This is a genomic window from Myxococcus sp. XM-1-1-1, from assembly GCF_020037095.1.
Classification (GTDB): Bacteria; Myxococcota; Myxococcia; order Myxococcales; family Myxococcaceae; genus Myxococcus; species Myxococcus fulvus.
The window spans coordinates 1-22130 of the sequence record NZ_JAIQDH010000031.1 but is presented as its reverse complement, the minus strand read 5'-3'; the positions used below and the strand labels follow the sequence as shown (position 1 = coordinate 22130).

The window sequence follows — 22130 nt, the reverse complement described above, 5'->3', positions numbered from 1 at the left end:
GGTGGCCGGGAGGCGTCAGCGACGCTGCACGGCCAACATGAGCAGGTAGCGGTCCGGCGTTCCGGGAAGGTAACGCTCCAGATGGAGAGCGCCTGGACGGAAGCCCAGCTCGTCGAGGAAGCGGAACACGCGGTGCGCGGCCACGTCGTCGCGCAGGCCGCACTCCAAGGTGGCGAAGAGCGTGGGCGGGACCTCCTGACGCCGCGCCCCCGCGGGAGTCCGCCTGCTCGCCTTGATGCGGAACCCGACCTCCCCCGACAGCGTCCCATCCTGGGAGTCGAGCGTCCTCACGTAGCCACCGGTGAGCACCGGCACTCCCCGTTGCTGGAGGGCCCGCTTCCTGGAGGCCACCTCCGCGCGGAACGGGAGCGGCGCCTCGTCCGCGCTCGCGGGAAACCAGACAAGGACGGAAGGCTCGTTCCAGTGCTCCAGATGCAGCGGGGGGCGCTCGGGTGTCAGGCCGCGCAGGTACTGGTTCGCGACCTGGAGCGAGAGCAGCCTCGCGGCCATCTCCTGGCGCCAGGAGGACAGCATCGCCTCTCTCGCGCGGACGTCCTTGCGGAGGAAGTCGCGGATGGCGCGCAGGGGGATGCCCGCGGCGCGAAGGCTCCCGAGGAAGCGCGCCTCAGCGACCTGCTTGGGCGAATACGCGCGGTAGCCATTCTCCTGCCGCCCGGCGGGGACGAGCAGGCCCTTGCGCTCGTAGAAGCGCAGGGCGCTCGCGGAGATGCCACATCGTTCGGAGAACTGGGAAATCGACAGCATGCGACGACATTCTCCTGGAGCTTCAACCAGGTTCAAGGTGCAGGGTATGGCCGCATGAACATCTCCATCGTCTCCCTGGGTGGCCTGTGCCTGGTCGGCCTCAAGGTCGTGGGGCGCCGCAGCGAGCTGAGCCACCGCGTCCCCCTGGCGTGGCTCGAGCTCGTCGCGCGCCTGGGCTCCATTCCCAACGCCGTGAATCCGGACGTGCTCTACGGCGTGTTCCCGGAGAGCGACCACCTGAAGGAGAGCGTCGACGGTGTCTACACGTACAGCGTCTGCGTCCAGGTCCGTCACCTCGGCTCCGTTCCCGAAGGGATGGACGGTCGGGAGCTTCCTCCGCGCGAGTACGCCTTGGCGACGGCGCTGGGCGAGGCATCCGCCATCGACGCGGCGTACATGGGGCTCGCGCAGTGGGAGACGGCGCAAGAGCGGAAGACGGATGTGGGAGCGGACTGTCTGGAGCGCTACGAGCGTCGCCGACAGTGGGTGACGCCCCCCTACGAGCGCTTCGACTACGACATCCTGCGGCCCTTGCTCGCCAGCAAGTCGCCCAGGAATGGGTGAGCGTCGAGCCTGGACACGCTGGCTTGCCTCGTGCGGAAGCGCTTTCCTAGCCTGTCCGCATGAGCTCGACATTCAGACCTTCATCCTCCCTGTTGCTGTTGAGCCTGGTGCCGGCCTGCGGTGCGCCGGGTGAGTCGGAGGTGACGGAGCGCTTACCCGTCGGACAACGGGAGCTGCTCGGAGCGAGTGAGCTTGTGCCGGCCCCCTGGACCTCCACGTACGGAGGCATCGAGGGCTTCGGGGACGTGGCGGTGCAGTCGAGCGGACAGGTGGCGTTCGTGGCCACGTCGTCGTGGGACATCCTCGTGGCGCGGTTCGACCCGAGCGGTCAGCCCCTCTGGGCGAGGCGCTTCGGTGACGAGAACTACCAGCAGGCCACGGGCCTCGCGGTGGATGGCGCGGGCAACATCGTCATCACGGGGGATTACTGGGGCTCGCTCGACTTCGGTGGAGGTCCCCTGCCCTGCCGTGGTGAGCCGGGCGTCCCGAGCGCGTTCCTGGCGAAGTTCGACGCGCAGGGCACGCACGTCTGGAGCCGCTGCTTCGGGGACGGCGGACAGCAGCAGACGGGCTCGCTCGTCACGGCGAGCAACGGCGACGTGCTGGTGAGCGGATACTTCGAGCGCTTCATCGACTACGGCGCCGGACCGATACCCGGGACGGGTGCGCTGAATCAGTTCGTCGCGAGGCTCGCCGGAGACACCGGTGCCCTCGTCTGGCACAGCCAATACGAAGCGGGCACGGCCACCGCGCTCACGTCGTTGGCGCTGGATGCCCAGGACAACCTCTACCTCAGCAGCGGCTTCCTGGACGTGCTGTCGGTCGACGGCGTGCCCTGGCTCACGACGCCGGGCTTCAACGTCTACGTGATGAAGCTGGACGCGCATGGCCTGCCCCTCTGGGCGAAGGGCTACGGCGAGCTGCGGAGCCAGACGCTCTGGCGGCTGGCCGCGGACCCTCAGGGCCAGGTCGTCGCGACGGGCGCATTCATCGGCACGGTGAACCATGGCGGCGGACCGCTCTTCAGCGCGGACGGTGACGTGTTCGTCTCCGCGTTCGACGGTGATGGCAACAACCGCTGGAGCCGGAGCTTCGGCGGGGCCGGGTTCGACTGGGCCTACGACGTGGACGTCGACCCCCTGGGCAGCCCCGTGGTGACGGGCACGTTCACCAGCCGCATCGACTTCGGTGACGGGCCCCTGACGAGCGCGGGAGGCGATGATGTCTACGTGGTGAAGCTCGGTCGTGACGGCGAGACGTGGTGGAGCCGAGGCTTCGGCGATCTGCGCAACCAGTCCGCGATGCGCGTCGCCACGGCGGGCCGACGGGATGTCGTCCTGTGGGGACGGCTGCTCGGCACGTTGGACTTCGGCTCGGGTCCGGTGACGGGGATGTCGCCCACGGACTCGTTCCTGACGCGCGTCTCGCCGGAGTAGACGCGAACCGCTCAGCGAGCGTCAGGTCGGGAGGGCCACACCGAGGAGAGCTCCTCCGCGCGTGGCAGGCCCTCCACCGCGCCGGGCTTCTCGACGACCCGCGCCCCCACGGCGCACGCGAAGGTCGCCAGCACCACCAGCTCCTCGCGCGTGGCGGACTCCAGCGCACGGGTGCCGCCGTACCAGCGCACCAGCCCGTGCAGGAGCCCCGCGACGAAGCCATCCCCCGCGCCCGTGGTGTCGACCACCCGGGTTCGAGGCGCCGGCACGTGGACGTCCTCGCCCTTCCAGCGAAACAGCGCGCCCCGCTCGCCGAGCGTCACCACCGGCAGCCTCACGCCCATGCCGGACAGTCTCGTGAGCGCCTCCTGGGGGGACTCCGTGCCGGTGACGAAGCCGATCTCCTCCTCGGACAGCTTCACCACGGTGCACAGCGGCAGCATCCGCGCGAGCAGCGTCTTGAGCTGCGTGGGGTCCTCCCACGCGTGCAGCCGCAGGTTCGGATCACAGCTGACGATGCGGTCCGCCTCGCGCGCCAGGCCGAGCATCCGCACCGTCGCCAGTTGGGCATCCTCACGCTGCAGGGAGTTGGAGCCGCAGTGCACCGCGCGGGCGCGCAGCAGGAAGTCCGCGTCCACGTCGGTCTGCCCCAGGAGGAACTCCGCGGAGCGGGTGCGGAAGAAGGTGAAGCTGCGCTCCCCTTTCGCATCCAGGGAGATGAACACCAGGCCGGTGCGCGCCTCCGTCGTCTGTCGCAGGTGGCTCACGTCCACGCCCTCGCGGGACAGGCTGTCCTTGAGGAAGTGGCCGAACTCGTCCGAGCCCACCACGCCGAGCATCGCCGGCTTCAGCCCCAGCCTCGCCAGCCCCACGGAGACGTTGGCGGGAGAGCCACCGGGACAGGGGTGCCACGCGGGCACGTCGCGCACGCGCTTGCCCTGCTCGGAGGGAAGGAAGTCCACCAGCGTCTCACCGAAGCACACCACGTCCAGCGGCGACTCCTGCCCCTCGCTCATGTGACCTCTCTCGTGTGACGGCTTCGGACCCGCGTCAGTCCAGCCCCACCTGGGCCATGAAGTCCACGCTCTTGAGGCGTCGTCCCAGGTGGTGGGCGATGAAGACGTTGAGCAGTCCGCGCGCGCGGGCACGAAGGTCCGCGGGAAGCGGCGTGCGGGCCCCTTCCTGGAGCGCTCGCAGCCCGGACAGCAGCGCGGACGGGACGAGCACCGCCTCCCGAGCACGGGCGCTGCACGGCTCGCACACCGCGCCCCCGTGCGCCTGGTCGAACCGGGGCCGCTCACCGGGCGCTCCTCCACACAGCGAGCACGCATCGAAGCGCGGCATCAGGCCCGCGTGGGCCAGCGCCGCCAGCTCGAAGGCCAGGAGCGACGTGGGCCCCGCCTCCTTCGCATCCAGGCGGCCCAGGTAGCCCTCCAGCAGGATGAAGAGCTCCGGGTGCGGTTCGTGGTCGCGCGTCAGCTCGCGGCACAGCTCCACCGCGTACAGGGCCCGGGCGATGAGCGACAGGTCCTCGCGCGCGGCGTAGTACCCGGCGACGATGTCCGTGGAGTCCAGCCGCACCGTGGAGCCGCGCGTCTCGACGATGTGCACGCGCAGCCGCATGAACGGCTCCAGCGCGCCCGCGAAGCGCCGCTTGCTCTTGCGCGCCCCCGCGGCGAAGGCCGTCAGCTTCCCATGCTCGCGCGTCAGCAGCGTGACGAGCCGGTCCGACTCGCCGTAGTCCACGGTGGACAGCACGAGCGCATCGTCGTCGTAGCGCTCCATGGCGTCATTCAACGCGCGAGCGGAGAAGGAAGCTTCCCGCTCAGCACGAGGAACACGTAGAGGCCCAGCGCCAGGGCCACCAGGAGGACGGACAGCCCCACGTAGGCCCGCTTGCGGCGCTCCTGCTCCAGCTGCGCGGGCGACGGCGCCGGCACCGAGCGGTCCACCTCCTCGTACCGGAGGATGGCCTCCTCGGGGGACAGGCCAATCACCTGGGCGTAGGCCTTGATGTAGTTCACCACGAAGATGCGCGAGGGCAGCCGCTCCACCTGCCCTGCCTCGAGCGCGGCGATGAGCGTCGGGGGAATCTTGGTCTCTCGCGCGACATCCTCGCGAGACATGCCTCGAAGCTCCCGCTGCTGGCTGAGGTACTTGCCGAAGTCGACGTGGTCCACGGTGCGCCCAGATAGCAGAAGACTAGAGCTTTTCGAGCAGCCTTCGGCAGTCGTCCTTCAGCTCCTGTTCTCCCGCCTTCGCCTTGGCCTCGCAAGTGGAGAAGGCCTGCCGGGCCCCTTCCGCCTGCCCCTGCTTCGCCAGGCACACGCCCTCGCGCATGTGGGCATCGGCCGCGTCCGGGCAGTTCTCGCGGTAGCGGGAGAAGTTACGGCACGACTCGTCCAGCTTGCCCGTCTCGTCGAAGATGATGCCCAGGTTGCGGTAGCCCATGCAGAAGCCGGGGTTGGTCGTCACCGCCGCCTTGAGGCTCCCCACGGCCCGCTGCGTGTCGCCCTTCTTGTAGAAGGCCCAGCCCATGTTGCCCTGCGCGATGTACGGCGTCACGTAGAGCATGTCGTTGAGGACCTGCTCGTACAGCTTGATGGCCTCGTCGTAGCGCCCCTGGTCCAGGTGCACGTTGGCCAGGTTCGTGCGGGCCTCGGAGAAGGTGGGACGCACCTTCAACGCGCGCTCGTAGTGGCCAATGGCCTCGGCCGGGCGCGCGAAGCCGAGGTGCAGCAGGATGCCGATGGCGTTGTTCGCCTCCGGATAGTCGGGATCACTCTCCAGCGACACCTGCAGCTCGCGCAGCGCGTCCTGGACGTGGCCTTGCTGCTGGGCCTGGAGCGCCAGGTCGTAGTGGATCTCCGCCTTGCGGCGCTCCTTCTCCGTGGGGACATGGGCACAGCCGGCGAGCGCGAGCACGAGCGCGAGTGGGCGGAACGCGGAGGCGAAGCGGAGCATGGGGCGGTTCTCGACGACGGGGGTGAGCAAGACTCAGAAGGCCGCGAGGAAGCGGCCCAGGGTGGTGGTGACGTTCTTCTTCTCTTCGGCGCGAGCCTTCACCGCGGGCACCAGCGTGGGGTCCTTGAAGAAGACCGGCAGCGTCTTGAGCCACTCGTCCTGCTGCTCCGGGGGCTGACCGCGCCAGTTGGCGTCATCCATCATGAAGCCGAGCGACTCGACGAAGGCGAGCGCGTCCGACTCGTCCTCGCGGTACTCGTCCGCCGTCGTGTTGCGGCGGCCGGACAGGTACACCGCGCAGTCCTCGGCCTCCGCCAGGTAGAGGTACACGAAGACGGCCGCGCCCTGCCCTCCGCGCAGCCCCACGACGAACGCCTGCGCCGGCCCGGCCTGCTTGCCGGGGATGGCCACGTGCGGCGTGTTGAGCGAGGTGTGCAGCGCGAGGATCTGCTCGCGCGTCGCGGGAAGGCCGCGGTAGCGCTCATCCAGGTTGAACACGTCGTGTCTCCGAGAGTCTCGCCCCTCAGCGCGTGGTGAGGGTGAACTCCTGCGTGATGTCCTTCGACTCCGCCGCCGACGTCTGGAAGCGGATGAGCGGGTTGTCGATCATCACGTTGCCACCGCCCTCGTTGCCCTCGCCAATGATGACCCGGAACAGGTGCTTGGGCGAATCGCTGCGCTTGGAACCGGTGGAAATCTTCCGGGCCATCAGCATCACCTGGTTCGCCCCGGGCTTGAGGTGCTGGGTGATGTCCGCGACCACCTGGTCCTCGTTGCCGCGCAGCTTCCGCAGCCACCGGGAGTTCACGTACACGTCGATGTCGTACTCCGTCATCCCGGGCACCGTCTGCTCCGTCACCAGCCAGTAGCGCTGGGTGATGCGCGTCGGCTGGGTGGCCGCGGCCACCGTCGGCTGCGCCGAGGCCATCCCCGCCGTGGGTACCGCCTGCGCCGCCGGAGCCGCCGTGGCGGCGCCACCCGCGGGGACGGCCTGCGCGGCGCTCGGCGTGGGGACCGCGGCCTGGGCGGGAGCCGCCGGAGCGGGCGTCGTCACCGTCGAGACGCGGTAGCCCGCCGCCTCGATGTGGACGTTGCCGGACTCGTCGATGCGGACGGTGGCCTTCTCGAACTTCTGGTTGGTGACGCCGTCGATCAACACGCCGTTGAGATAGACGGAACCCGCCAGGGTGCTCAGCGGGGCCAGCGCCACCAGGGTGGCGACGAGCGCCGCGCGCGAAAAGGGACGATGCATGGGTTCACTCCTCGGAATCTTCAACAGTCCCGGGCACTTGCAACGCTTAGCGCACCCTGGGGACCGGGACAAGGCGCACATGCCTCCGCTTGGAGCGGCCATGGCGCGGCGAGATTCACACGGGGTGTATCAAGGCGTGGGGACGGCGTCCGCCTCGCGCTGGGCGAGCGCCCAGTCTCCGCCCAGGCCATGGCCCTCGCGGAAGCGGCGGAAGTCGCGCCGGACGGCCCGGGGGTAGCGCCGGAAGCGGTCCAGCTCGCCCTGCTTGATGGCATTGCGGATGCGGGTGGGGCCGGCGTTGTAGGCCATCAGCGCCAGCTCCAGGTCGCCGCCGAAGCGGTCCTGCAGCGAGCGCAGGTAGCGGATGCCCAGCCGCACGCACAGCGCCGTGTCGGCCGTCACCTCTTCCCGGGAGAGGCGAAGGCCCTCCTTCTCCGCCAGGAAGTGGAGCGTGCTGGGCTTGATCTGCATCAGCCCCCGCGCGCCCTTCTCGGACACCGCCTCCTCGGCGAAGTCCGACTCCACGTCGATGAGGGCCAGCACCAGGAGCGGATCATACCCCGCCGTCCGGGCCTCCTCGGCGATGGCGTTGCCGAGCTGCCGGCGCAGGGTGAGGCCCAGGCCCGGAGCGCGCCGCGCGAGCACGAGGTCGATGAGGGACGCCTCCGGAGAGGGGCTCTCGGCGACCACGCGCTCGGACAGGACAGGCTGGACCGAGCGCTCCTCCAGCAGCGGCACCAGCCGCGCGGACACGACGAGCGCCACCCCCGCCAGCAGGGGGAGTCGGGAACAGCCTGAGCTCAGAGCGTGGAGAGATTCGAAGAAACGCGTCGCGAACGACCTCCCGCCCGTGGGGGCGGGAGAAGTCACTTGCGTTGCTCCAGGGCCTGGATGCGCTCGGCCACGCGCTCCAACCGGGAGCCGAACGCCTGGAGCTCCTCGCGACGGGGCAGCTTCATCCGGGTGAGGGCCGTGCGAACCCGGTCCTCCACATTGTGCTCCAAATCCCTACGGTGGCCGGCCAGGCGGTCCGAGAAGGCCTGGGCCTGGCGCTTCACCTCGTCCTGGCTCCAGCCGGCCACGGACGCCACCTTCTGCACCGCGCGGGAGGCCTCCTCTTCGGCCGTGCTGACCGCGAGGAGCGCCTGACTCCAGATGCGCTCAAAAGTTTCCGCGACAGGGTTCTTCTCTCGGGGGGCCTCGGGCTTGTTGTCCAATGGGTCTCTCCGGGAGGGGGTGTACCAGACCCGTGGGCCTGGAACAGTCGAACGGACCTGCCACGTAATCACACCCCCGGGGTGAAGGAAACGAGAACGAGCCCCCTCCCCTGCCTCATGTCCACTCGTGGAGTGGGAAGGGGGCACCATGCGTCAACCACCCGTCGCTGTTCAGGCGCGGGGAGAGGAGTCCGTGCCCTTCGAGGCACCCGAGCGTCGGATGGGCTTCAAGAGCGAGTCCACCTTGCGCGACAGCTTGGACAGCTCCTTGTTGAGCTCCTGCAGCTGGGACTGGCTGGCCACGCCCACCGCGCCCACCACCTTGGTCTGCAGCCCGTCCAGGCGCTTCTTCAGCTCGGCGCCGGCCGCGTCCACCTTCTTGCCCAGCTCCTTCACGCGCGGGTCCGTCAGCAGCTCACCGGCCTGGAACTTGGTCCACAGGGCCTGGGCCTCCTTCGTGGCCTCCTGGCGGCGGGCGTCCAGCGCCTTCACCACCTTGCCCGCCTCACCCTCCAGCTCCTCGATGCGCTTCTGCGCCTGCGCGAGCTGGGCCTTGAGAAAGACCTCCACGTTGGAGAAACCGCTCTTCGCCGCCTCGGCGCTCGCGTCCACCGCGGGGGTCGTCTCCTCGTGCTTCGTCTCCGCCTGCTTCGTCGTGGCCATGTGTCGTCCTCCCCTTTTCACCCGGCATGCCGGGCAGTAACCCAGTGAGTCAAAAACTCTCCGCGCAAAACATAACGCGGCGCGCCATGACCGTCAAGGACGACGTCCCGGAAAGCCCGACTAACTGGGTCTGAAAATGAAACCGCCGCCCCGGCACGAAGACCGGAGCGGCGGGAGGACTGCACCCAGGCTCGCCCGAGGGGCGGCCTGGCGAGCGCTAGGCGGCGCCCGTCGTCTGGGTGCCTTCCGGACGGGGAGCCGGAGCGGACAGGGGCCCACCATCGCCGTGGGCACCGGCCAGCGCGGCCTCCATCTCGTTGACCTCGTCGGTCGGGCTCTCCACCTCGATGTCGAGGTGCTTGTAGTTCGGCAGACCCGTACCGGCGGGGATGAGCCGACCCATGATGACGTTCTCCTTGAGGCCGCGCAGGTAGTCCACCTTGCCGTTGATGGCGGCCTCGGTGAGCACCTTGGTGGTCTCCTGGAAGGAGGACGCCGAGATGAACGACTCGGTGGAGAGCGAGGCCTTGGTGATGCCGAGCAGCAGCGGCTCACCCACGGCCGGGCGCTTGCCCTCGGCCATGATCTTCTCGTTCTCCTCCTCGAACACCCACTTCTCCACCTGCTCGTCGACCAGGAAGTTGGTGTCGCCCACATCCGTGACGCGCACCCGGCGCAGCATCTGCCGGACGATGGTCTCGATGTGCTTGTCGTTAATCTTCACGCCCTGGAGGCGGTAGACCTCCTGCACTTCGTCCACCAGGTAGCGCGCGAGCTCCTTCTCGCCCAGCACCTTGAGGATGTCGTGCGGGTTGGCCGCGCCGTCCATCATCGCCTCGCCGGCCTTCACGCGGTCGCCGGAGTGGACGCTGATGTTCTTGCCCTTGGAGATCAGATACTCCTTGGCTAGGTCCGTGCGCTGCTCGCCGTTCACCTCGGGGGTGATGATGAGCTTGCGCTTGCCCTTGGTGTCCTTGCCGAACGACACCACGCCGTCGATCTCCGCGATGGCCGCGGCATCCTTCGGCTTGCGCGCCTCGAACAGCTCGGCCACGCGGGGCAGACCGCCCGTGATGTCCTTCGTCTTGGTCGTCTCGCGCGGCACCTTGGCGATGACCTCGCCCGGGTGGATCTCATCGCCGTCGTTGACGGTGATGATGGAGCCCTGCGGCAGGAAGTAGCTCGCCGGGTTGCGGGACGAGGGCAGGTCCTTCGTGTTGCCCTGGGCGTCGCGGATGGAGACGCGCGGACGCGCCTCCGGGTCCTTCGACTCGATGACCGTCTTGCGCGACAGACCCGTCACCTCGTCCAGGGTCTCGGACATCGTCACGCCTTCGATGATGTCCTCGTAGCGCACGGTACCGCCCACCTCGGTGAGCAGCGGGATGGCGAACGGATCCCACTCCGCCAGCAGCGTGCTCGCCTCGATGCGCTGGCCTTCCTTCACCAGGATGCGGGCGCCGTAGATGACCTGGTAGCGCTCGCGCTCGCGGCCGGAGTCGTCGACGACGACCAGCTCGCCGTTGCGGTTCATCGCCACGAGCGTGCCGTCCGTCTTCTGCACCGTGATGAGGCCCGCGAACTTCACGCTACCGGCGTACCGGTTCTCCAGGCTGGACTGCTCCGCGCGCCGCGTCGCCGCGCCACCGATGTGGAACGTGCGCATCGTCAGCTGCGTACCCGGCTCACCGATGGACTGCGCCGCGATGACACCCACGGCCTCGCCCACGGACACCTTGCGGCCACGCGCCAGGTCACGGCCGTAGCACTCCACGCAGATGCCGCGCTTGGCCTGGCACGTGAGCACCGAGCGGATCTTCACCTTGTCCAGGCCGCTGTTCTCGATGCGGCGGACGCGGTCCTCGTCGATCTCCTCGTTGGCGCGCACCAGCACCTCGCCCGTGACGGGGTCGAGGATGTCGTCCAGGGCCACGCGGCCCAGGATGCGCTCGCCGAGCGGCTCGATGATCTCACCACCCTCGACCAGGGCCCCGATGAACAGACCGTCCATGGTGCCGCAGTCGTACTCGTTGATGATGGCGTCCTGCGCCACGTCAACGAGACGGCGGGTGAGGTAACCGGAGTTGGCCGTCTTGAGCGCCGTGTCCGCCAGACCCTTGCGGGCGCCGTGCGTGGAGATGAAGTACTGGAGCACCGAGAGACCCTCGCGGAAGTTCGCGGTGATGGGCGTCTCGATGATTTCGCCGGACGGCTTCGCCATCAGTCCGCGCATACCGGCGAGCTGACGGATCTGCTGGGCGCTACCACGCGCGCCCGAGTCGGCCATGATGTAGATGGGGTTGAACGACGGCTGCTTGCGCGACTCCCGCTTGCCGTCCTTCTCCCGCGAGGCCTCCTCCTGGGAGATCTGCTGCATCATCTCCTGGGCGACCTTCTCCGTCACCTCGGCCCAGATATCGATGACCTTGTTGTAGCGCTCGCCGTCGGTGATGAGACCCTCGAGGTACTGGTTCTCGATCTCCGACACCTCCTTGCCCGCGTAGTCCAGGAACTCCTGCTTCTTCGCGGGGATGATCATGTCCTTCAGCGCGATGGAGATACCGGCGCGCGTGGCGTTGAAGTAGCCGAGGCTGCGGATGCGGTCCGCGAGCAGCACCGTCTCCTTCTCACCCGTCAGGCGGTAGCAGAGGTCGATGAGGCCGCCGAGCGACTTCTTGTCGAGCACCTTGTTGATGGCGTCGAAGCCCACGCGGCGGGGAACCACCTCCCACAGCAGGACACGGCCGACGGTGGTCTCCTTGCGCTTGCCGTCGATGCGGCAGACCACCTTCGCCTGCAGGTGCACCTCGCCGTGGTCGTACGCGGCGCGGACCTCGTCGGGCGAGCTGAACACGCGGCCCTCGCCGTTGGCGAACTCGCGGGCTCGGGTCATGTAGTAGATGCCGAGCACCATGTCCTGCGTCGGGACGATGATGGGCTTGCCGTTCGCGGGGCTGAGGATGTTGTTCGTCGACATCATCAGCACGCGGGCCTCCATCTGAGCCTCGATGGAGAGCGGCACGTGCACGGCCATCTGGTCACCGTCGAAGTCGGCGTTGAACGCCGCGCAGACGAGCGGGTGCAGTTGGATGGCCTTGCCCTCGATGAGCACGGGCTCGAAGGCCTGCATGCCCAGGCGGTGCAGCGTGGGCGCGCGGTTGAGGAGCACCGGGTGCTCGCGGATGACGTCCTCGAGGATGTCCCAGACCTCGGGACGCTCCTTCTCCACCATCTTCTTCGCCGACTTGATGGTGGTGACGTAGCCCTTCTCTTCGAGCTTGTTGTAGATGAACGGCTTGAACAGCTCGAGCGCCATGATCTTCGGCAGGCCGCACTGGTGCAGGCGCAGCTCGGGACCGACGACGATGACGGAGCGGCCCGAGTAGTCCACGCGCTTGCCGAGCAGGTTCTGACGGAACCGGCCCTGCTTGCCCTTGAGCATGTCGGACAGCGACTTGAGCGGGCGCTTGTTGGGGCCCGTGATCGTCTTGCCGCGGCGGCCGTTGTCGAACAGCGCGTCGACGGCCTCCTGCAGCATCCGCTTCTCGTTGCGGATGATGATGTCCGGAGCGTTGAGCTCCTGCAGGCGCTTGAGACGGTTGTTGCGGTTGATGACGCGGCGGTACAGGTCGTTCAGGTCGGAGGTCGCGAAGCGGCCACCGTCGAGGGGAACGAGCGGGCGCAGGTCCGGCGGGATGACCGGAATCACGTCCAGCATCATCCACTCGGGCTTGTTGCCGGAGACGCGGAACGCCTCGGCCACCTTCAGGCGCTTGGCGTACTTCTTCCGCTTCGCCTCGCTGGTGGTCTCGCGCATGTCCTTGCGCAGCGCCTCGGACAGCTTCTCCACGTCCAGGCCCTTGAGCATCTCGCGGACGGCCTCGCCGCCCATGCCCGTGGTGAAGGAGTCCTCACCGTGCTCCTGGTAGAGCCGGTGCATCTTCTCCTCGCTGATGAGCTCACCGGCCTGCAGCGGCGTCGACTTGGGGTCGAGGACGATGTAGCTCTCGCAGTAGAGGACCTTCTCCAGCTCCTTGAGCGTGATGTCGAGCAGGTTGCCGATGCGGCTGGGCAGCGACTTGAGGAACCAGATGTGGGCCACCGGCGTGGCCAGGGTGATGTGACCCAGGCGCTCGCGGCGGACCTTCGACTGGATGACCTCCACGCCACACTTCTCACACACCACGCCACGGTGCTTCATGCGCTTGTACTTGCCGCAGTTGCACTCGTAGTCCTTCACCGGCCCGAAGATGCGGGCGCAGAACAGGCCGTCACGCTCCGGCTTGAACGTGCGGTAGTTGATGGTCTCGGGCTTCTTCACCTCACCGTGCGACCACTGGCGGATCTTGTCGGGCGACGCCAGCGCGATGCGAATGGCGTTGAACGACAACGGGTCCTTCGGCTTCTCGAAGAAGTTGAAAATGTCCTTCACGTTGCCTCCGAAATCTCGTGAGGCGTCCCCCGTGGGGAACGCCAGCTGATTCGGGCCCCCGCCCCGGACCCGGCCGCGCCCACCCCCTCACGGGGTGGCGGGCGGCCGGTCAGGCGGGCGCGCCGGCTCTAACTCAGGCCTCGGTCCCGGTCTTGCGCTCCTCGCCGTCACCGCCGCCGAGGAAGTCGCCGCCGAAGCTGCGCTGCCGCTCCGGGGGGGCGCTCTCGAGCAGCTCGACGTCCAGCGCGAGCGACTGGAGCTCCTTGAGGAGCACGTTGAACGACTCGGGCAGGCCGCTCTCCAGGACGTTGTCGCCCTTGACGATGGCCTCGTACATGCGCGTGCGGCCCACCACGTCGTCCGACTTGACGGTGAGGAACTCCTGCAGCGTGTACGCCGCGCCGTAGGCCTCCATCGCCCAGACTTCCATCTCGCCCAGACGCTGACCGCCGAACTGCGCCTTGCCGCCCAGCGGCTGCTGGGTGACCAGGGAGTAGGGCCCGATGGAGCGCGCGTGGATCTTCTCGTCCACCAGGTGGTGCAGCTTGAGCATGTACATCACGCCCACGGTGACGTTCTGGTCGAACGGCTCACCCGTGCGGCCGTCGAAGAGCACCATCTGGCCCGTGCGGGGCAGCTTGCCCTCGTCGAGCAGCTGGTGGATCTCCAGCTCCTGGGCGCCGTCGAACACCGGCGTCGCCACGTGGATGCCGCGCTTGGAGCGACGGCACAGCTGGCGGATCTCCTCCTCGTCCAGCTTGTCGAGGAACGCCGCGAACGGGGTCTCCGCGCCGTAGATGACCTTGAGGCGCTCCTTGATGGCCTCCGCGCCCCAGTTGTCCTCCACGTAGCGCTGCAGCGCCTCGCCGGTGCCCTTGGCGGCCCAGCCCAGGTGCGTCTCGAGGATCTGCCCGATGTTCATGCGGCTGGGAACGCCGAGCGGGTTGAGGACGATGTCCACCGGACGGCCGTCCTCCAGATACGGCATGTCCTCCTCGGGGAGGATGCGGGACACGACGCCCTTGTTTCCGTGGCGGCCGGCCATCTTGTCGCCCACGGCCAGCTTGCGCTTGATGGCGACGTACACCTTCACCATCTTGATGACGCCCGGAGGCAGCTCATCACCCTTCTTGATGCGGGCGATCTTCTCGCCGAAGGCCAGCTTCACGGCCTCCTTCGTCTCCTCCAGGTTGCGCAGGATGTCGCGCACGCGGGAGTCGAGCGGGTCGCCGACGGAGATCTCACCCCAGTACTTGTAGGGCACCGTGGCCAGCAGCGCGTCGTCGAGGATGTCCCCCTTCTTCAGGAGGATCTTCCCCTTGTCGTCCACGAGCTTGCCCTGGACCTCCTTGCCGCGGACCAGCGCGCGGATGCGGCCGATGGCGCTGTCCTGGAGGACCTTGATCTCGTCGTTCTGGTCCTTGAGGAGCTTCGCCTCCTCCATGGACTCGATCTGCTTGGCGCGCTCGTCCTTCTCCACGCCCTTGCGGCTGAACACCTTGGCGTTGATGACGGTGCCCACCACGCCCGGGGGCACGCGCAGGGAGCTGTCGCGCACGTCGCCGGCCTTCTCGCCGAAGATGGCTCGCAGGAGCTTCTCTTCGGGAGACAGCTGGGTCTCGCCCTTCGGGGTGATCTTGCCCACCAGCACGTCGCCGGGCTTCACCTCGGCGCCGATGCGGATGATGCCGGACTCGTCGAGGTCCTTGAGGGCCTCCTCACCCACGTTCGGGATGTCGCGGGTGATCTCCTCCTTGCCCAGCTTGGTGTCGCGCGCGATGCACTCGAACTCCTCGATGTGGATCGACGTGAAGACGTCGTCCTTGAGGATGCGCTCGCTGATGAGGATGGAGTCCTCGAAGTTGTAGCCCTGCCACGGCATGAACGCGACGACCACGTTCTGCCCCAGCGCCAGCTCGCCCGTCTCGGTGGCCGGGCCGTCGGCGATGACGTCACCCTTCCGGACCTTGTCGCCCTTGCTGATGATGGGCTTCTGGTTGAGGCAGGTGTTCTGGTTGGAGCGCTGGTACTTGAGCAGGTTGTAGATGTCGACCTCGCTCGACACGTCGCTCAGCGAGGCCGGCACGTCCGCCTTCACCACGATGCGGCCGGCGTCCACGCTCTCCACCGTGCCGTCACGGCGCGCGACACACGTCACGCCCGAGTCGCGCGCGACGATGGCTTCGATGCCCGTGCCCACCAGCGGAGCGCTGGTGCGCAGCAGCGGAACCGCCTGGCGCTGCATGTTCGAGCCCATGAGGGCGCGGTTGGCGTCGTCGTTCTCCAGGAACGGGATGAGCGACGCGGCCACCGACACCAGCTGGTTCGGCGACACGTCCATCAGGTCCACGTCCTCGGCGCGCGCCTGGACGAACTCACCGCCGCGGCGGCTGGACACGAGCGCGTTGACGAACTTGCCCTTCTTGTCCGTCTCCGCGTTCGCTTGCGCGATGGTGTGCTTCTCCTCCTCGAGCGCCGAGTAGAAGGCCACGTCCGTCGTCACCACGCCCGCGTCGACCTTGCGGTACGGCGTCTCCACGAAGCCGAACTCGTTGACGCGCGCGTAGGTGGACAAGGACGCGATGAGGCCGATGTTCGGACCTTCCGGCGTCTCGATGGGGCAGATGCGGCCGTAGTGCGTCGGGTGGACGTCGCGGACCTCGAAGCCCGCGCGCTCACGCGTGAGGCCGCCGGGCCCGAGCGCGGACAGACGACGCTTGTGCGTGACCTCGGACAGGGGGTTCGTCTGGTCCATGAACTGCGACAGCTGGCTGGACCCGAAGAACTCCTTGATGACCGCCGTGACGGGCTTGGCGTTGATGAGGTCGTGCGGCATGAGCGTCTCGATCTCCTGGAGACTCATGCGCTCCTTGATCGCCCGCTCCATGCGAACCAGACCGATGCGGTACTGGTTCTCGAGCAGCTCGCCCACCGCGCGCACGCGCCGGTTGCCGAGGTGGTCGATGTCGTCGATGGTGCCCTTGCCGTTCTTCAGATCGATCAGGTAGCGGATCACCTCGAGGATGTCCCGCTTGGTGAGGATCTGCCCGTCGAGCGGCTCCTCGAGGCCGAACTTGAAGTTCAGCTTGAGGCGACCCACCTTGGACAGGTCGTAGCGCTCGGGGTTGAAGAACAGGTTCGTGAACAGGTTGATGGCCGTCTCGGGCGTCGGCGGATCGCCAGGACGCAGACGACGGTAGATCTCCATGATGGACTGCTCGGGCGTCTCGAGCTTGTCCAGCATGAGCGTCTCACGCAGGTAGGGACCCACGTTGAGGTTGTCGATGAAGAGGACCTTGAACTCCTTGATGTTGCGCTTGAGGAGCTCGTCCACCTTCTCCTGCGAGACTTCCTCGTTGCACTCGAGGATGACCTCGCCGGTGTTCTCGTCCACCACGTCGTACGCGGACACCTTCGTGAAGAGCTCGTCCGCGTCGATGGGGAGCGTCTTCATCTTCGCCGCCTCGAGCTTCTTGATGGCGACGCGGGTGAACTTGCGGTTCTTCTTGACGATCAGCTCACCCGTCTTCGTCTTGATGTCGCGGGTGGCGCGCTGGCCCGGGAGCAGCTCCAGCTCGACGCTCTTCTCGAAGTCCGTCGCGCTCTGGAGGTAGATGGTCTCCGTGGCGTAGTAGTAGTTGAGGATCTCCTCGGTGGAACCCTTGAACTCCAGCGGGTTCTTCTTCGCGGTGTCGCTGACGGCGCCCAGGGCGCGGATGAGCACCGTGGCGGGCAGCTTGCGACGCCGGTCGATGCGCACGTACAGCAGGTCCTTGTGGTCGAACTCGAAGTCGATCCACGAACCGCGGTAGGGGATGATGCGCGCGTTGTAGAGCAGCTTGCCCGACGAGTGGCTCTTGCCCTTGTCGTGGTCGAAGAACGCGCCCGGGCTGCGGTGCAGCTGGCTGACGACCACGCGCTCCGTGCCGTTGATGATGAAGGTGCCGTTCTGGGTCATCAGCGGGATTTCCCCGAAGTAGACCTCCTGCTCCTTCACGTCGCGGATGGACTGCGCGCCGGTCTCCTCATCCTTGTCCCACACCACCAGGCGGACGACGACCTTGATGGGCGCGGAATAGGTCATGCCACGCTGGTGGCACTCATCGACGTCGTACTTCGGCTTCTCCAGGTGGTAGCTGACGAACTCCAGCGACGACGTCTCGTTGAAATCCCGAATCGGGAAAACCGAGTTGAAGACACCCTGAAGGCCGATGTCCTCACGCTTCTCCGGGGCGATATCGGCCTGGAGGAACTTCTCGTAGGACTGCTTCTGGATGTTGATAAGATTGGGAATGTCGATGATCTTCGCGATCTTCGCGAAGGTCTTCCGCACGCGGAAATTGTTCTGGATCTGCGTCGGCATTCTGGCTCCGGGGACGGCTGCTCGGGCGGGGCAAACTTCAATAACGCGCGGCGGCGCCGGGAAATTTGCAACGGTCAAATGGGCAAAGCCGGCAGCTCCCCTACTGGGAGCGCCGGCCTGCTCATCCGGTCAGGAGGCTGCTTGGAAATTCCCGGAAACCAAGCAGCCCCTGTACGACTTACTTGATGTCGACGGTGGCGCCAGCGGCAACGAGCTGGTCCTTGATCTTCTTGGCGTCGTCCTTGTTGACGCCCTCCTTGACCGTCTTGGGCGCGCCCTCGACCAGGTCCTTGGCCTCCTTCAGGCCCAGGCCGGTGATCGCGCGGATCTCCTTGATGACGTTGATCTTGTTGGCGCCGGCGTTCGACAGCACCACCGTGAACTCCGTCTTCTCCTCGACCGGGGCGGCGGTCGCAGCACCACCCGCGGGGGCGGCAACGGCGACGGCGGCGGCGGAGACGCCCCACTTCTCCTCGAGGGCCTTCACCAGGTTCGCGGCCTCGATGATGGTCAGGCCGGAGAGCTGCTCAACGATTGCATTCAGGTCAGCCATGGAACTCGTCCTTCTGGGTTTGACTAACGGCCTGCGTCCCCGTGGGAGCTACGGCCGTCAAGGTTGGTGTAGAGAAACTTCTCGGATGAATCAGGAAAACTAACCCTGCGCCTTGTCCGCGTGGGCCTGAACGACCCGCGCGAGCTGGGAACCCGGGGCGGCAATCGTCCGAACCAGCTTGCCAGCCGGCTGGTTGAGCATGCCGAGCAGCTGCGCCCGGAGCTCGTTGAGACCCGGCAGCTTCGCCAGCTGCTTGACGCCGTTGACGTCGACCTTGCGGCCGTCGACCACGGCGGTGCGGATCTTGATCTTGTCCTCGAGGTCCTTCGTGAACTCGGTCAGGATCTTCGCCGGGGCCACCACGTCGCCGTAGCTCAGGCACAGAGCCACCGGACCCGTGAAGTCATCAGCGATGACAGCCACGTCCGTGCCCTGCGCGGCACGGCGCGCCAGCGTGTTCTTGATGACCTTGTACTCGACGCCGCCCTCGCGGAACTTCTTGCGCAGCTTCGTCACCGTCTCCACATCCACCTTGGAGAACTCCGCGACGATGGCCGACTTGGTCCGCGAGAACTTCTCGTGGAGCTCCTTGATCATCTCCTCCTTCTCGCTCTTCAGCACTTTGACTCACCTCCTTCTTGGCCCGTCTTCCGACGGGCGTGATGCCTGGGCCAAAGTGGCAGAGCGAGAGGAGCCTCCGAGAGACACCACACCGCACCTCCAGTCTCGGCAGGGCTGGCCTTGCGGCCGTTTGAACCCGACAGAGGAAGCCACGCCCCGACCGGTTGTCCGGTTCCCAACGGGGCACTTCTCCTCTGACCGGGTCCCTGCTGTCATGAACCAGGTCGAAGCGCACGCCTCATGACGTGGCGCTCCAATTGCAAAAGCCGGGGGCCTATACCCCCGGCTTCGGCAAAGATCCAGAACTTTCGAACCTGAGACGTCAGGCAGGCGGCAGCTCTGACTCCCCCACTGCGGGGAAGTGAGCACCGCCCGCCTGCTGGCCGCCTAGCGGTGGCGGGCCAGAATCTCCTGGGTATCGATCTTGATGCCCGGGCCCATCGTCGTGGAGATGGCGATGCCCTTCAGGTACACGCCCTTGGCGGTGGCCGGCTTGAGCTTCATCACCAGGTCCACCAGCGCGTTGAAGTTGCCCTCGAGCTTGTCCACCGAGAAGGAGGCCTTGCCCATCTTCGCGTGGACGATGCCGGCCTTCTCCGCGCGGAAGTCGACCTTACCGCCCTTGGCGTCGCGGATGGCCTTGGCCACGTCCATGGTCACCGTGCCGACCTTCGGGTTCGGCATCAGGCCACGAGGACCGAGCACCTTACCGAGGCGACCCACGATACCCATCATGTCCGGGGTGGCGATGACGGTGTCGAAGTCGAGGAAGCCCTCCTCGATGCGCTTCTGGAGGTCCTCCGCGCCCACGATGTCCGCGCCCGCGTTGCCAGCCTCGGTGGCGCGCTCGCCCTTGGCGAACACGGCCACGCGCACGGTGGCGCCCGTACCGTTCGGGAGGACCACGGCGCCACGGACCATCTGGTCCGCGTGCTTCGGGTCCACACCCAGGTTGATGGCCACGTCGACCGTCTGGTCGTACTTCGACGCGCGCGCATCCACCGTCTTCTTCAGCAGCGCGAAACCCTCGGCCACCGTGTAACGCTTCTCGCGGTCCACCAGCGCGGCGGCCGCCCGGAACTTCTTCCCATTAGCCATGACAGAAATCCTCGTCCGTGAGTGGGGCGGCGGCCTAGCCGACGACGTCGATGCCCATGGAGCGCGCGGTGCCAGCAATGGTGTTCATGCAGGCCTCGAGCGACGCGGCGGTGGTGTCCTGAATCTTCTTCTTGGCGATCTCCTCGAGCTGCGCGCGGGTGATCTGCCCCACCTTCTCCTTGCCAGGCTTCTTCGCTCCCGAGCCCTTCTTCTTCTCGGTGTGCAGGCCCGCCGCCTTCTTGATGAGGACGGCCGCCGGAGGCGTCTTGAGGATGAACGTAAAGGAGCGGTCCTGATAGACGGTGATGATCACCGGGATGATCAGACCCTCCTTGGCCTCCGCCTGCGTCTTCGCGTTGAACTGCTTGCAGAACTCCATGATGTTCACGCCCTGCTGACCGAGCGCGGGGCCGATCGGCGGAGCGGGGTTCGCCTTGCCGGCGGGAATCTGCAGCTTGACCTGACCTGTGACCTTCTTCATCGGCTGACAACTGCCTTTCGAGGGGGTGGTCCAGACGGGCCTCCAGACGGGGAGGCTCTCCCACCCATGGGACCGCGTCCTGACGGACGCGGAAGTACCGCGAGGCGCGCTCTATCCGAGTCGCCCGCGAAAAACTAGCCGGTGGTCTTCTCCACCTGCATGAAGTCCAGCTCCACGGGGGTGGCGCGACCGAAGATGCTCACGAGCACCTTCACGCGACCCTTCTCCGCGTTGACCTCTTCCACCGTGCCGTTGAAGTTGGCGAACGGGCCGTCCACCACACGCACCGTGTCACCATCGTCGAACTGCACCTTGGGCTTGGGCTTGAGCGTGCCCTCGGAGATCTGCGACGTGAGGTTCGCGACCTCCTTCTCCGAGATGGGCCGCGGCTGCTCGTTCTGCCCCGTGCCCGGGAAGCCGGTGATCTTCGGCGTGTTCTTCACCAGGTGGAGCGTCCGGTCGTTCAGCTCCATCTGCACGAAGATGTAGCCCGGGAAGAACTTGCGACGAGAGGTCTTCTTCTCGCCCTTCACCATCTCCACGACCTGCTCCATGGGGATGAGGATCTCACCGAACTGGTCCTGGAGCCCCTCGAGGCGGATCTTCTCCTCCAGGCTCTTCTTCGCCTGGTTCTCGAAGTTCGAGTAGGTGTGGACCACGAACCATTTCATCGCCATTACAGCTTCCCCCACAGGGACGGCAGCCACTCCACCATCAAGTTGTATGCGACGGTGTCGATGCAGAAGAGCAGCACCGCGGCCACGAGCGAGGCGACGACCACGGCCACGGTCGACGTCCGGGTCTCCGGCCAGGTAGGCCAGGACACCTTCATCAGCTCGGACGCGACCTCCATGGAGAGGGTGTGCGTCTTGGGGTGGAAGTAGCCGGCCAGTGCGAGGCCCACGGCCGCCAGGTAGCCCACGAGCGTGGACACCTTCCAGTCCAACCCCTCGACGAGCACCGCATCGGGCCATCCGAAGCTGGCCCACAGCGCTCCGAACAAGCGCTCCAGGAACAGCGCCAGGATGATGCCGGCGAGGAGGTAGAAGATGACCACGAGCCGCTTCGGATCCATCGCCGAGCGGTTAGCCTGCTGGCTGGCCTCTGATGCCGTCGCCATGGTGCCTCACGAGGTACTGCGAAAGCGAAATTTCACGAACTGCGGAAACACAGGAACCCCCGGTACCTCCAGGTACCGGGGGCCCCGCTCCCACTGAGACTTGGCAGGCCAGGAGGGATTCGAACCCCCAACACGCGGATTTGGAGACCGCTGCTCTACCGTTGGAGCTACTGGCCTAGAATCTCTCAGGAACTACCGACCTAGACCTTACCTTCCTTATGGTCCGTGTGCTTGCGGCACCGCGAGCAGAACTTGCTCAGCTCGAGCTTGTCCTGGCTCTTCCGCTTGTTCTTCGTGGTCGTGTAGTTCCGCTCCTTGCACACCGTGCATTCGAGCGAAATGATGGAACGATTGCCCTTCGGCATGGCCTACCTCTTCAGACACGGAAGGGGAAGGTTACCATCAGGCACCTTCCCCTCGGAATCCGGTGTTTGGGGCCAGGGAGCTTGAAAGCTCCCCGGGCGGGTTACTCGATGACTTCCGCCACGACGCCGGCGCCCACCGTGCGGCCACCCTCGCGAACAGCGAAGCGCAGCTCCTTCTCCATCGCGACAGGGGTGATCAGCTCCACCTCGATCGCGATGTTGTCGCCCGGCATCAC

General features: G+C 66.9%; 21 protein-coding genes, 1 tRNA gene and 1 pseudogene. 2 read left to right on the top strand and 21 right to left on the bottom strand.

The window, feature by feature from the left end:
- Positions 1-15: 15 nt before the first annotated feature.
- On the bottom strand, positions 16-765 hold the full coding sequence (locus K8640_RS37980) for a MerR family transcriptional regulator (RefSeq protein WP_223751563.1): 750 nt from the start codon (positions 763-765) through the stop codon (positions 16-18).
- 54 nt (positions 766-819) lie between these two features.
- On the opposite strand from K8640_RS37980, the gene K8640_RS37975 reads away from it, so the two are divergent.
- A complete protein-coding gene (locus K8640_RS37975; protein WP_223751562.1) occupies positions 820-1329 on the top strand; it encodes a GyrI-like domain-containing protein in 510 nt (169 codons plus the stop codon).
- Positions 1330-1388: 59 nt separating this feature from the next.
- Complete coding sequence (locus K8640_RS37970; RefSeq protein ID WP_223751561.1) at positions 1389-2765, top strand: hypothetical protein; 1377 nt, start codon at positions 1389-1391, stop codon at positions 2763-2765.
- 11 nt (positions 2766-2776) lie between these two features.
- Here the strand turns inward: K8640_RS37970 and K8640_RS37965 are convergent, their stop codons facing one another.
- The 20 genes and pseudogenes from K8640_RS37965 to tuf all read right to left on the bottom strand — a co-directional run.
- A complete protein-coding gene (locus K8640_RS37965) occupies positions 2777-3781 on the bottom strand; it encodes a carbohydrate kinase (RefSeq protein WP_223751560.1) in 1005 nt (334 codons plus the stop codon).
- A gap of 34 nt (positions 3782-3815) precedes the next feature.
- Positions 3816-4550 (bottom strand): DNA repair protein RecO, encoded by a 735-nt coding sequence (recO, locus tag K8640_RS37960; RefSeq protein WP_141326210.1) that lies wholly within the window; start codon positions 4548-4550, stop codon positions 3816-3818.
- Between the two features lie 8 nt (positions 4551-4558).
- Positions 4559-4945 (bottom strand): RodZ family helix-turn-helix domain-containing protein, encoded by a 387-nt coding sequence (locus K8640_RS37955; RefSeq protein ID WP_223751559.1) that lies wholly within the window; start codon positions 4943-4945, stop codon positions 4559-4561.
- A gap of 22 nt (positions 4946-4967) precedes the next feature.
- Positions 4968-5729 carry a social motility TPR repeat lipoprotein Tgl gene (tgl, locus tag K8640_RS37950; protein ID WP_223751558.1) on the bottom strand — a complete coding sequence of 254 codons (762 nt, stop codon included), beginning with the start codon at positions 5727-5729 and terminating at the stop codon, positions 4968-4970.
- A 33-nt stretch (positions 5730-5762) separates the two neighbouring features.
- Complete coding sequence (locus K8640_RS37945; RefSeq protein WP_046713319.1) at positions 5763-6227, bottom strand: hypothetical protein; 465 nt, start codon at positions 6225-6227, stop codon at positions 5763-5765.
- A gap of 25 nt (positions 6228-6252) precedes the next feature.
- On the bottom strand, positions 6253-6981 hold the full coding sequence (locus tag K8640_RS37940; RefSeq protein ID WP_223751557.1) for a hypothetical protein: 729 nt from the start codon (positions 6979-6981) through the stop codon (positions 6253-6255).
- Between the two features lie 129 nt (positions 6982-7110).
- Complete coding sequence (locus K8640_RS37935) at positions 7111-7851, bottom strand: lytic transglycosylase domain-containing protein (RefSeq protein ID WP_141326206.1); 741 nt, start codon at positions 7849-7851, stop codon at positions 7111-7113.
- Positions 7848-8198 carry a phasin family protein gene (locus tag K8640_RS37930; protein WP_141326205.1) on the bottom strand — a complete coding sequence of 117 codons (351 nt, stop codon included), beginning with the start codon at positions 8196-8198 and terminating at the stop codon, positions 7848-7850. Before K8640_RS37930 ends, K8640_RS37935 begins: the two co-directional genes overlap by 4 nt.
- A gap of 171 nt (positions 8199-8369) precedes the next feature.
- Complete coding sequence (locus tag K8640_RS37925; RefSeq protein ID WP_223751556.1) at positions 8370-8861, bottom strand: hypothetical protein; 492 nt, start codon at positions 8859-8861, stop codon at positions 8370-8372.
- A gap of 217 nt (positions 8862-9078) precedes the next feature.
- Positions 9079-13293 (bottom strand): DNA-directed RNA polymerase subunit beta', encoded by a 4215-nt coding sequence (gene rpoC, locus K8640_RS37920; RefSeq protein WP_141326203.1) that lies wholly within the window; start codon positions 13291-13293, stop codon positions 9079-9081.
- Positions 13294-13426: 133 nt separating this feature from the next.
- Positions 13427-17656, bottom strand: a complete 4230-nt coding sequence (gene rpoB / locus K8640_RS37915) for a DNA-directed RNA polymerase subunit beta (RefSeq protein ID WP_223751555.1) — start codon at positions 17654-17656, stop codon at positions 13427-13429.
- Positions 17657-17834: 178 nt separating this feature from the next.
- Positions 17835-18209, bottom strand: a complete 375-nt coding sequence (gene rplL / locus K8640_RS37910) for a 50S ribosomal protein L7/L12 (protein ID WP_223751554.1) — start codon at positions 18207-18209, stop codon at positions 17835-17837.
- 99 nt (positions 18210-18308) lie between these two features.
- The gene (gene rplJ / locus K8640_RS37905) at positions 18309-18830 is read right to left on the bottom strand and encodes a 50S ribosomal protein L10 (protein ID WP_141326200.1); all 522 of its coding nucleotides are present in this window, start codon (positions 18828-18830) and stop codon (positions 18309-18311) included.
- Positions 18831-19217: 387 nt separating this feature from the next.
- Positions 19218-19928, bottom strand: coding sequence for a 50S ribosomal protein L1 (rplA, locus tag K8640_RS37900; protein WP_141326199.1), 711 nt, complete (start codon positions 19926-19928; stop codon positions 19218-19220).
- Positions 19929-19962: 34 nt separating this feature from the next.
- Entirely contained in the window at positions 19963-20409 is a 447-nt protein-coding gene (rplK, locus tag K8640_RS37895) for a 50S ribosomal protein L11 (protein ID WP_015349101.1), read from the bottom strand.
- Positions 20410-20543: 134 nt separating this feature from the next.
- Entirely contained in the window at positions 20544-21086 is a 543-nt protein-coding gene (gene nusG, locus K8640_RS37890) for a transcription termination/antitermination protein NusG (RefSeq protein WP_046713309.1), read from the bottom strand.
- On the bottom strand, positions 21086-21529 hold the full coding sequence (gene secE / locus K8640_RS37885) for a preprotein translocase subunit SecE (RefSeq protein WP_223751553.1): 444 nt from the start codon (positions 21527-21529) through the stop codon (positions 21086-21088). Before secE ends, nusG begins: the two co-directional genes overlap by 1 nt.
- Positions 21530-21630: 101 nt before the next feature.
- A tRNA-Trp gene (locus tag K8640_RS37880) sits at positions 21631-21706 on the bottom strand.
- 23 nt (positions 21707-21729) lie between these two features.
- Positions 21730-21894: a 50S ribosomal protein L33 gene (gene rpmG / locus K8640_RS37875; protein WP_015349099.1), complete on the bottom strand. Its 165-nt coding sequence runs from the start codon at positions 21892-21894 to the stop codon at positions 21730-21732.
- A gap of 101 nt (positions 21895-21995) precedes the next feature.
- A pseudogene (gene tuf, locus K8640_RS37870) lies at positions 21996-22130 on the bottom strand (elongation factor Tu); the annotation flags it as partial.

Bases quoted from the DNA above. Each gene is read 5' to 3' on its own strand.
- rplL (WP_223751554.1), bottom strand. From the start codon at position 18,209: ATGGCTGACCTGAATGCAATCGTTGAGCAGCTCTCCGGCCTGACCATC.
- rplA (WP_141326199.1), bottom strand. From the start codon at position 19,928: ATGGCTAATGGGAAGAAGTTCCGGGCGGCCGCCGCGCTGGTGGACCGC.
- nusG (WP_046713309.1), bottom strand. From the start codon at position 21,086: ATGGCGATGAAATGGTTCGTGGTCCACACCTACTCGAACTTCGAGAAC.
- rpmG (WP_015349099.1), bottom strand. From the start codon at position 21,894: ATGCCGAAGGGCAATCGTTCCATCATTTCGCTCGAATGCACGGTGTGC.
- K8640_RS37965 (WP_223751560.1), bottom strand. From the start codon at position 3,781: ATGAGCGAGGGGCAGGAGTCGCCGCTGGACGTGGTGTGCTTCGGTGAG.
- K8640_RS37940 (WP_223751557.1), bottom strand. From the start codon at position 6,981: ATGCATCGTCCCTTTTCGCGCGCGGCGCTCGTCGCCACCCTGGTGGCG.
- recO (WP_141326210.1), bottom strand. From the start codon at position 4,550: ATGGAGCGCTACGACGACGATGCGCTCGTGCTGTCCACCGTGGACTAC.
- tgl (WP_223751558.1), bottom strand. From the start codon at position 5,729: ATGCTCCGCTTCGCCTCCGCGTTCCGCCCACTCGCGCTCGTGCTCGCG.
- rpoB (WP_223751555.1), bottom strand. From the start codon at position 17,656: ATGCCGACGCAGATCCAGAACAATTTCCGCGTGCGGAAGACCTTCGCG.
- K8640_RS37980 (WP_223751563.1), bottom strand. From the start codon at position 765: ATGCTGTCGATTTCCCAGTTCTCCGAACGATGTGGCATCTCCGCGAGC.
- secE (WP_223751553.1), bottom strand. From the start codon at position 21,529: ATGGCGACGGCATCAGAGGCCAGCCAGCAGGCTAACCGCTCGGCGATG.
- K8640_RS37925 (WP_223751556.1), bottom strand. From the start codon at position 8,861: ATGGCCACGACGAAGCAGGCGGAGACGAAGCACGAGGAGACGACCCCC.
- K8640_RS37970 (WP_223751561.1), top strand. From the start codon at position 1,389: ATGAGCTCGACATTCAGACCTTCATCCTCCCTGTTGCTGTTGAGCCTG.
- rplK (WP_015349101.1), bottom strand. From the start codon at position 20,409: ATGAAGAAGGTCACAGGTCAGGTCAAGCTGCAGATTCCCGCCGGCAAG.
- K8640_RS37975 (WP_223751562.1), top strand. From the start codon at position 820: ATGAACATCTCCATCGTCTCCCTGGGTGGCCTGTGCCTGGTCGGCCTC.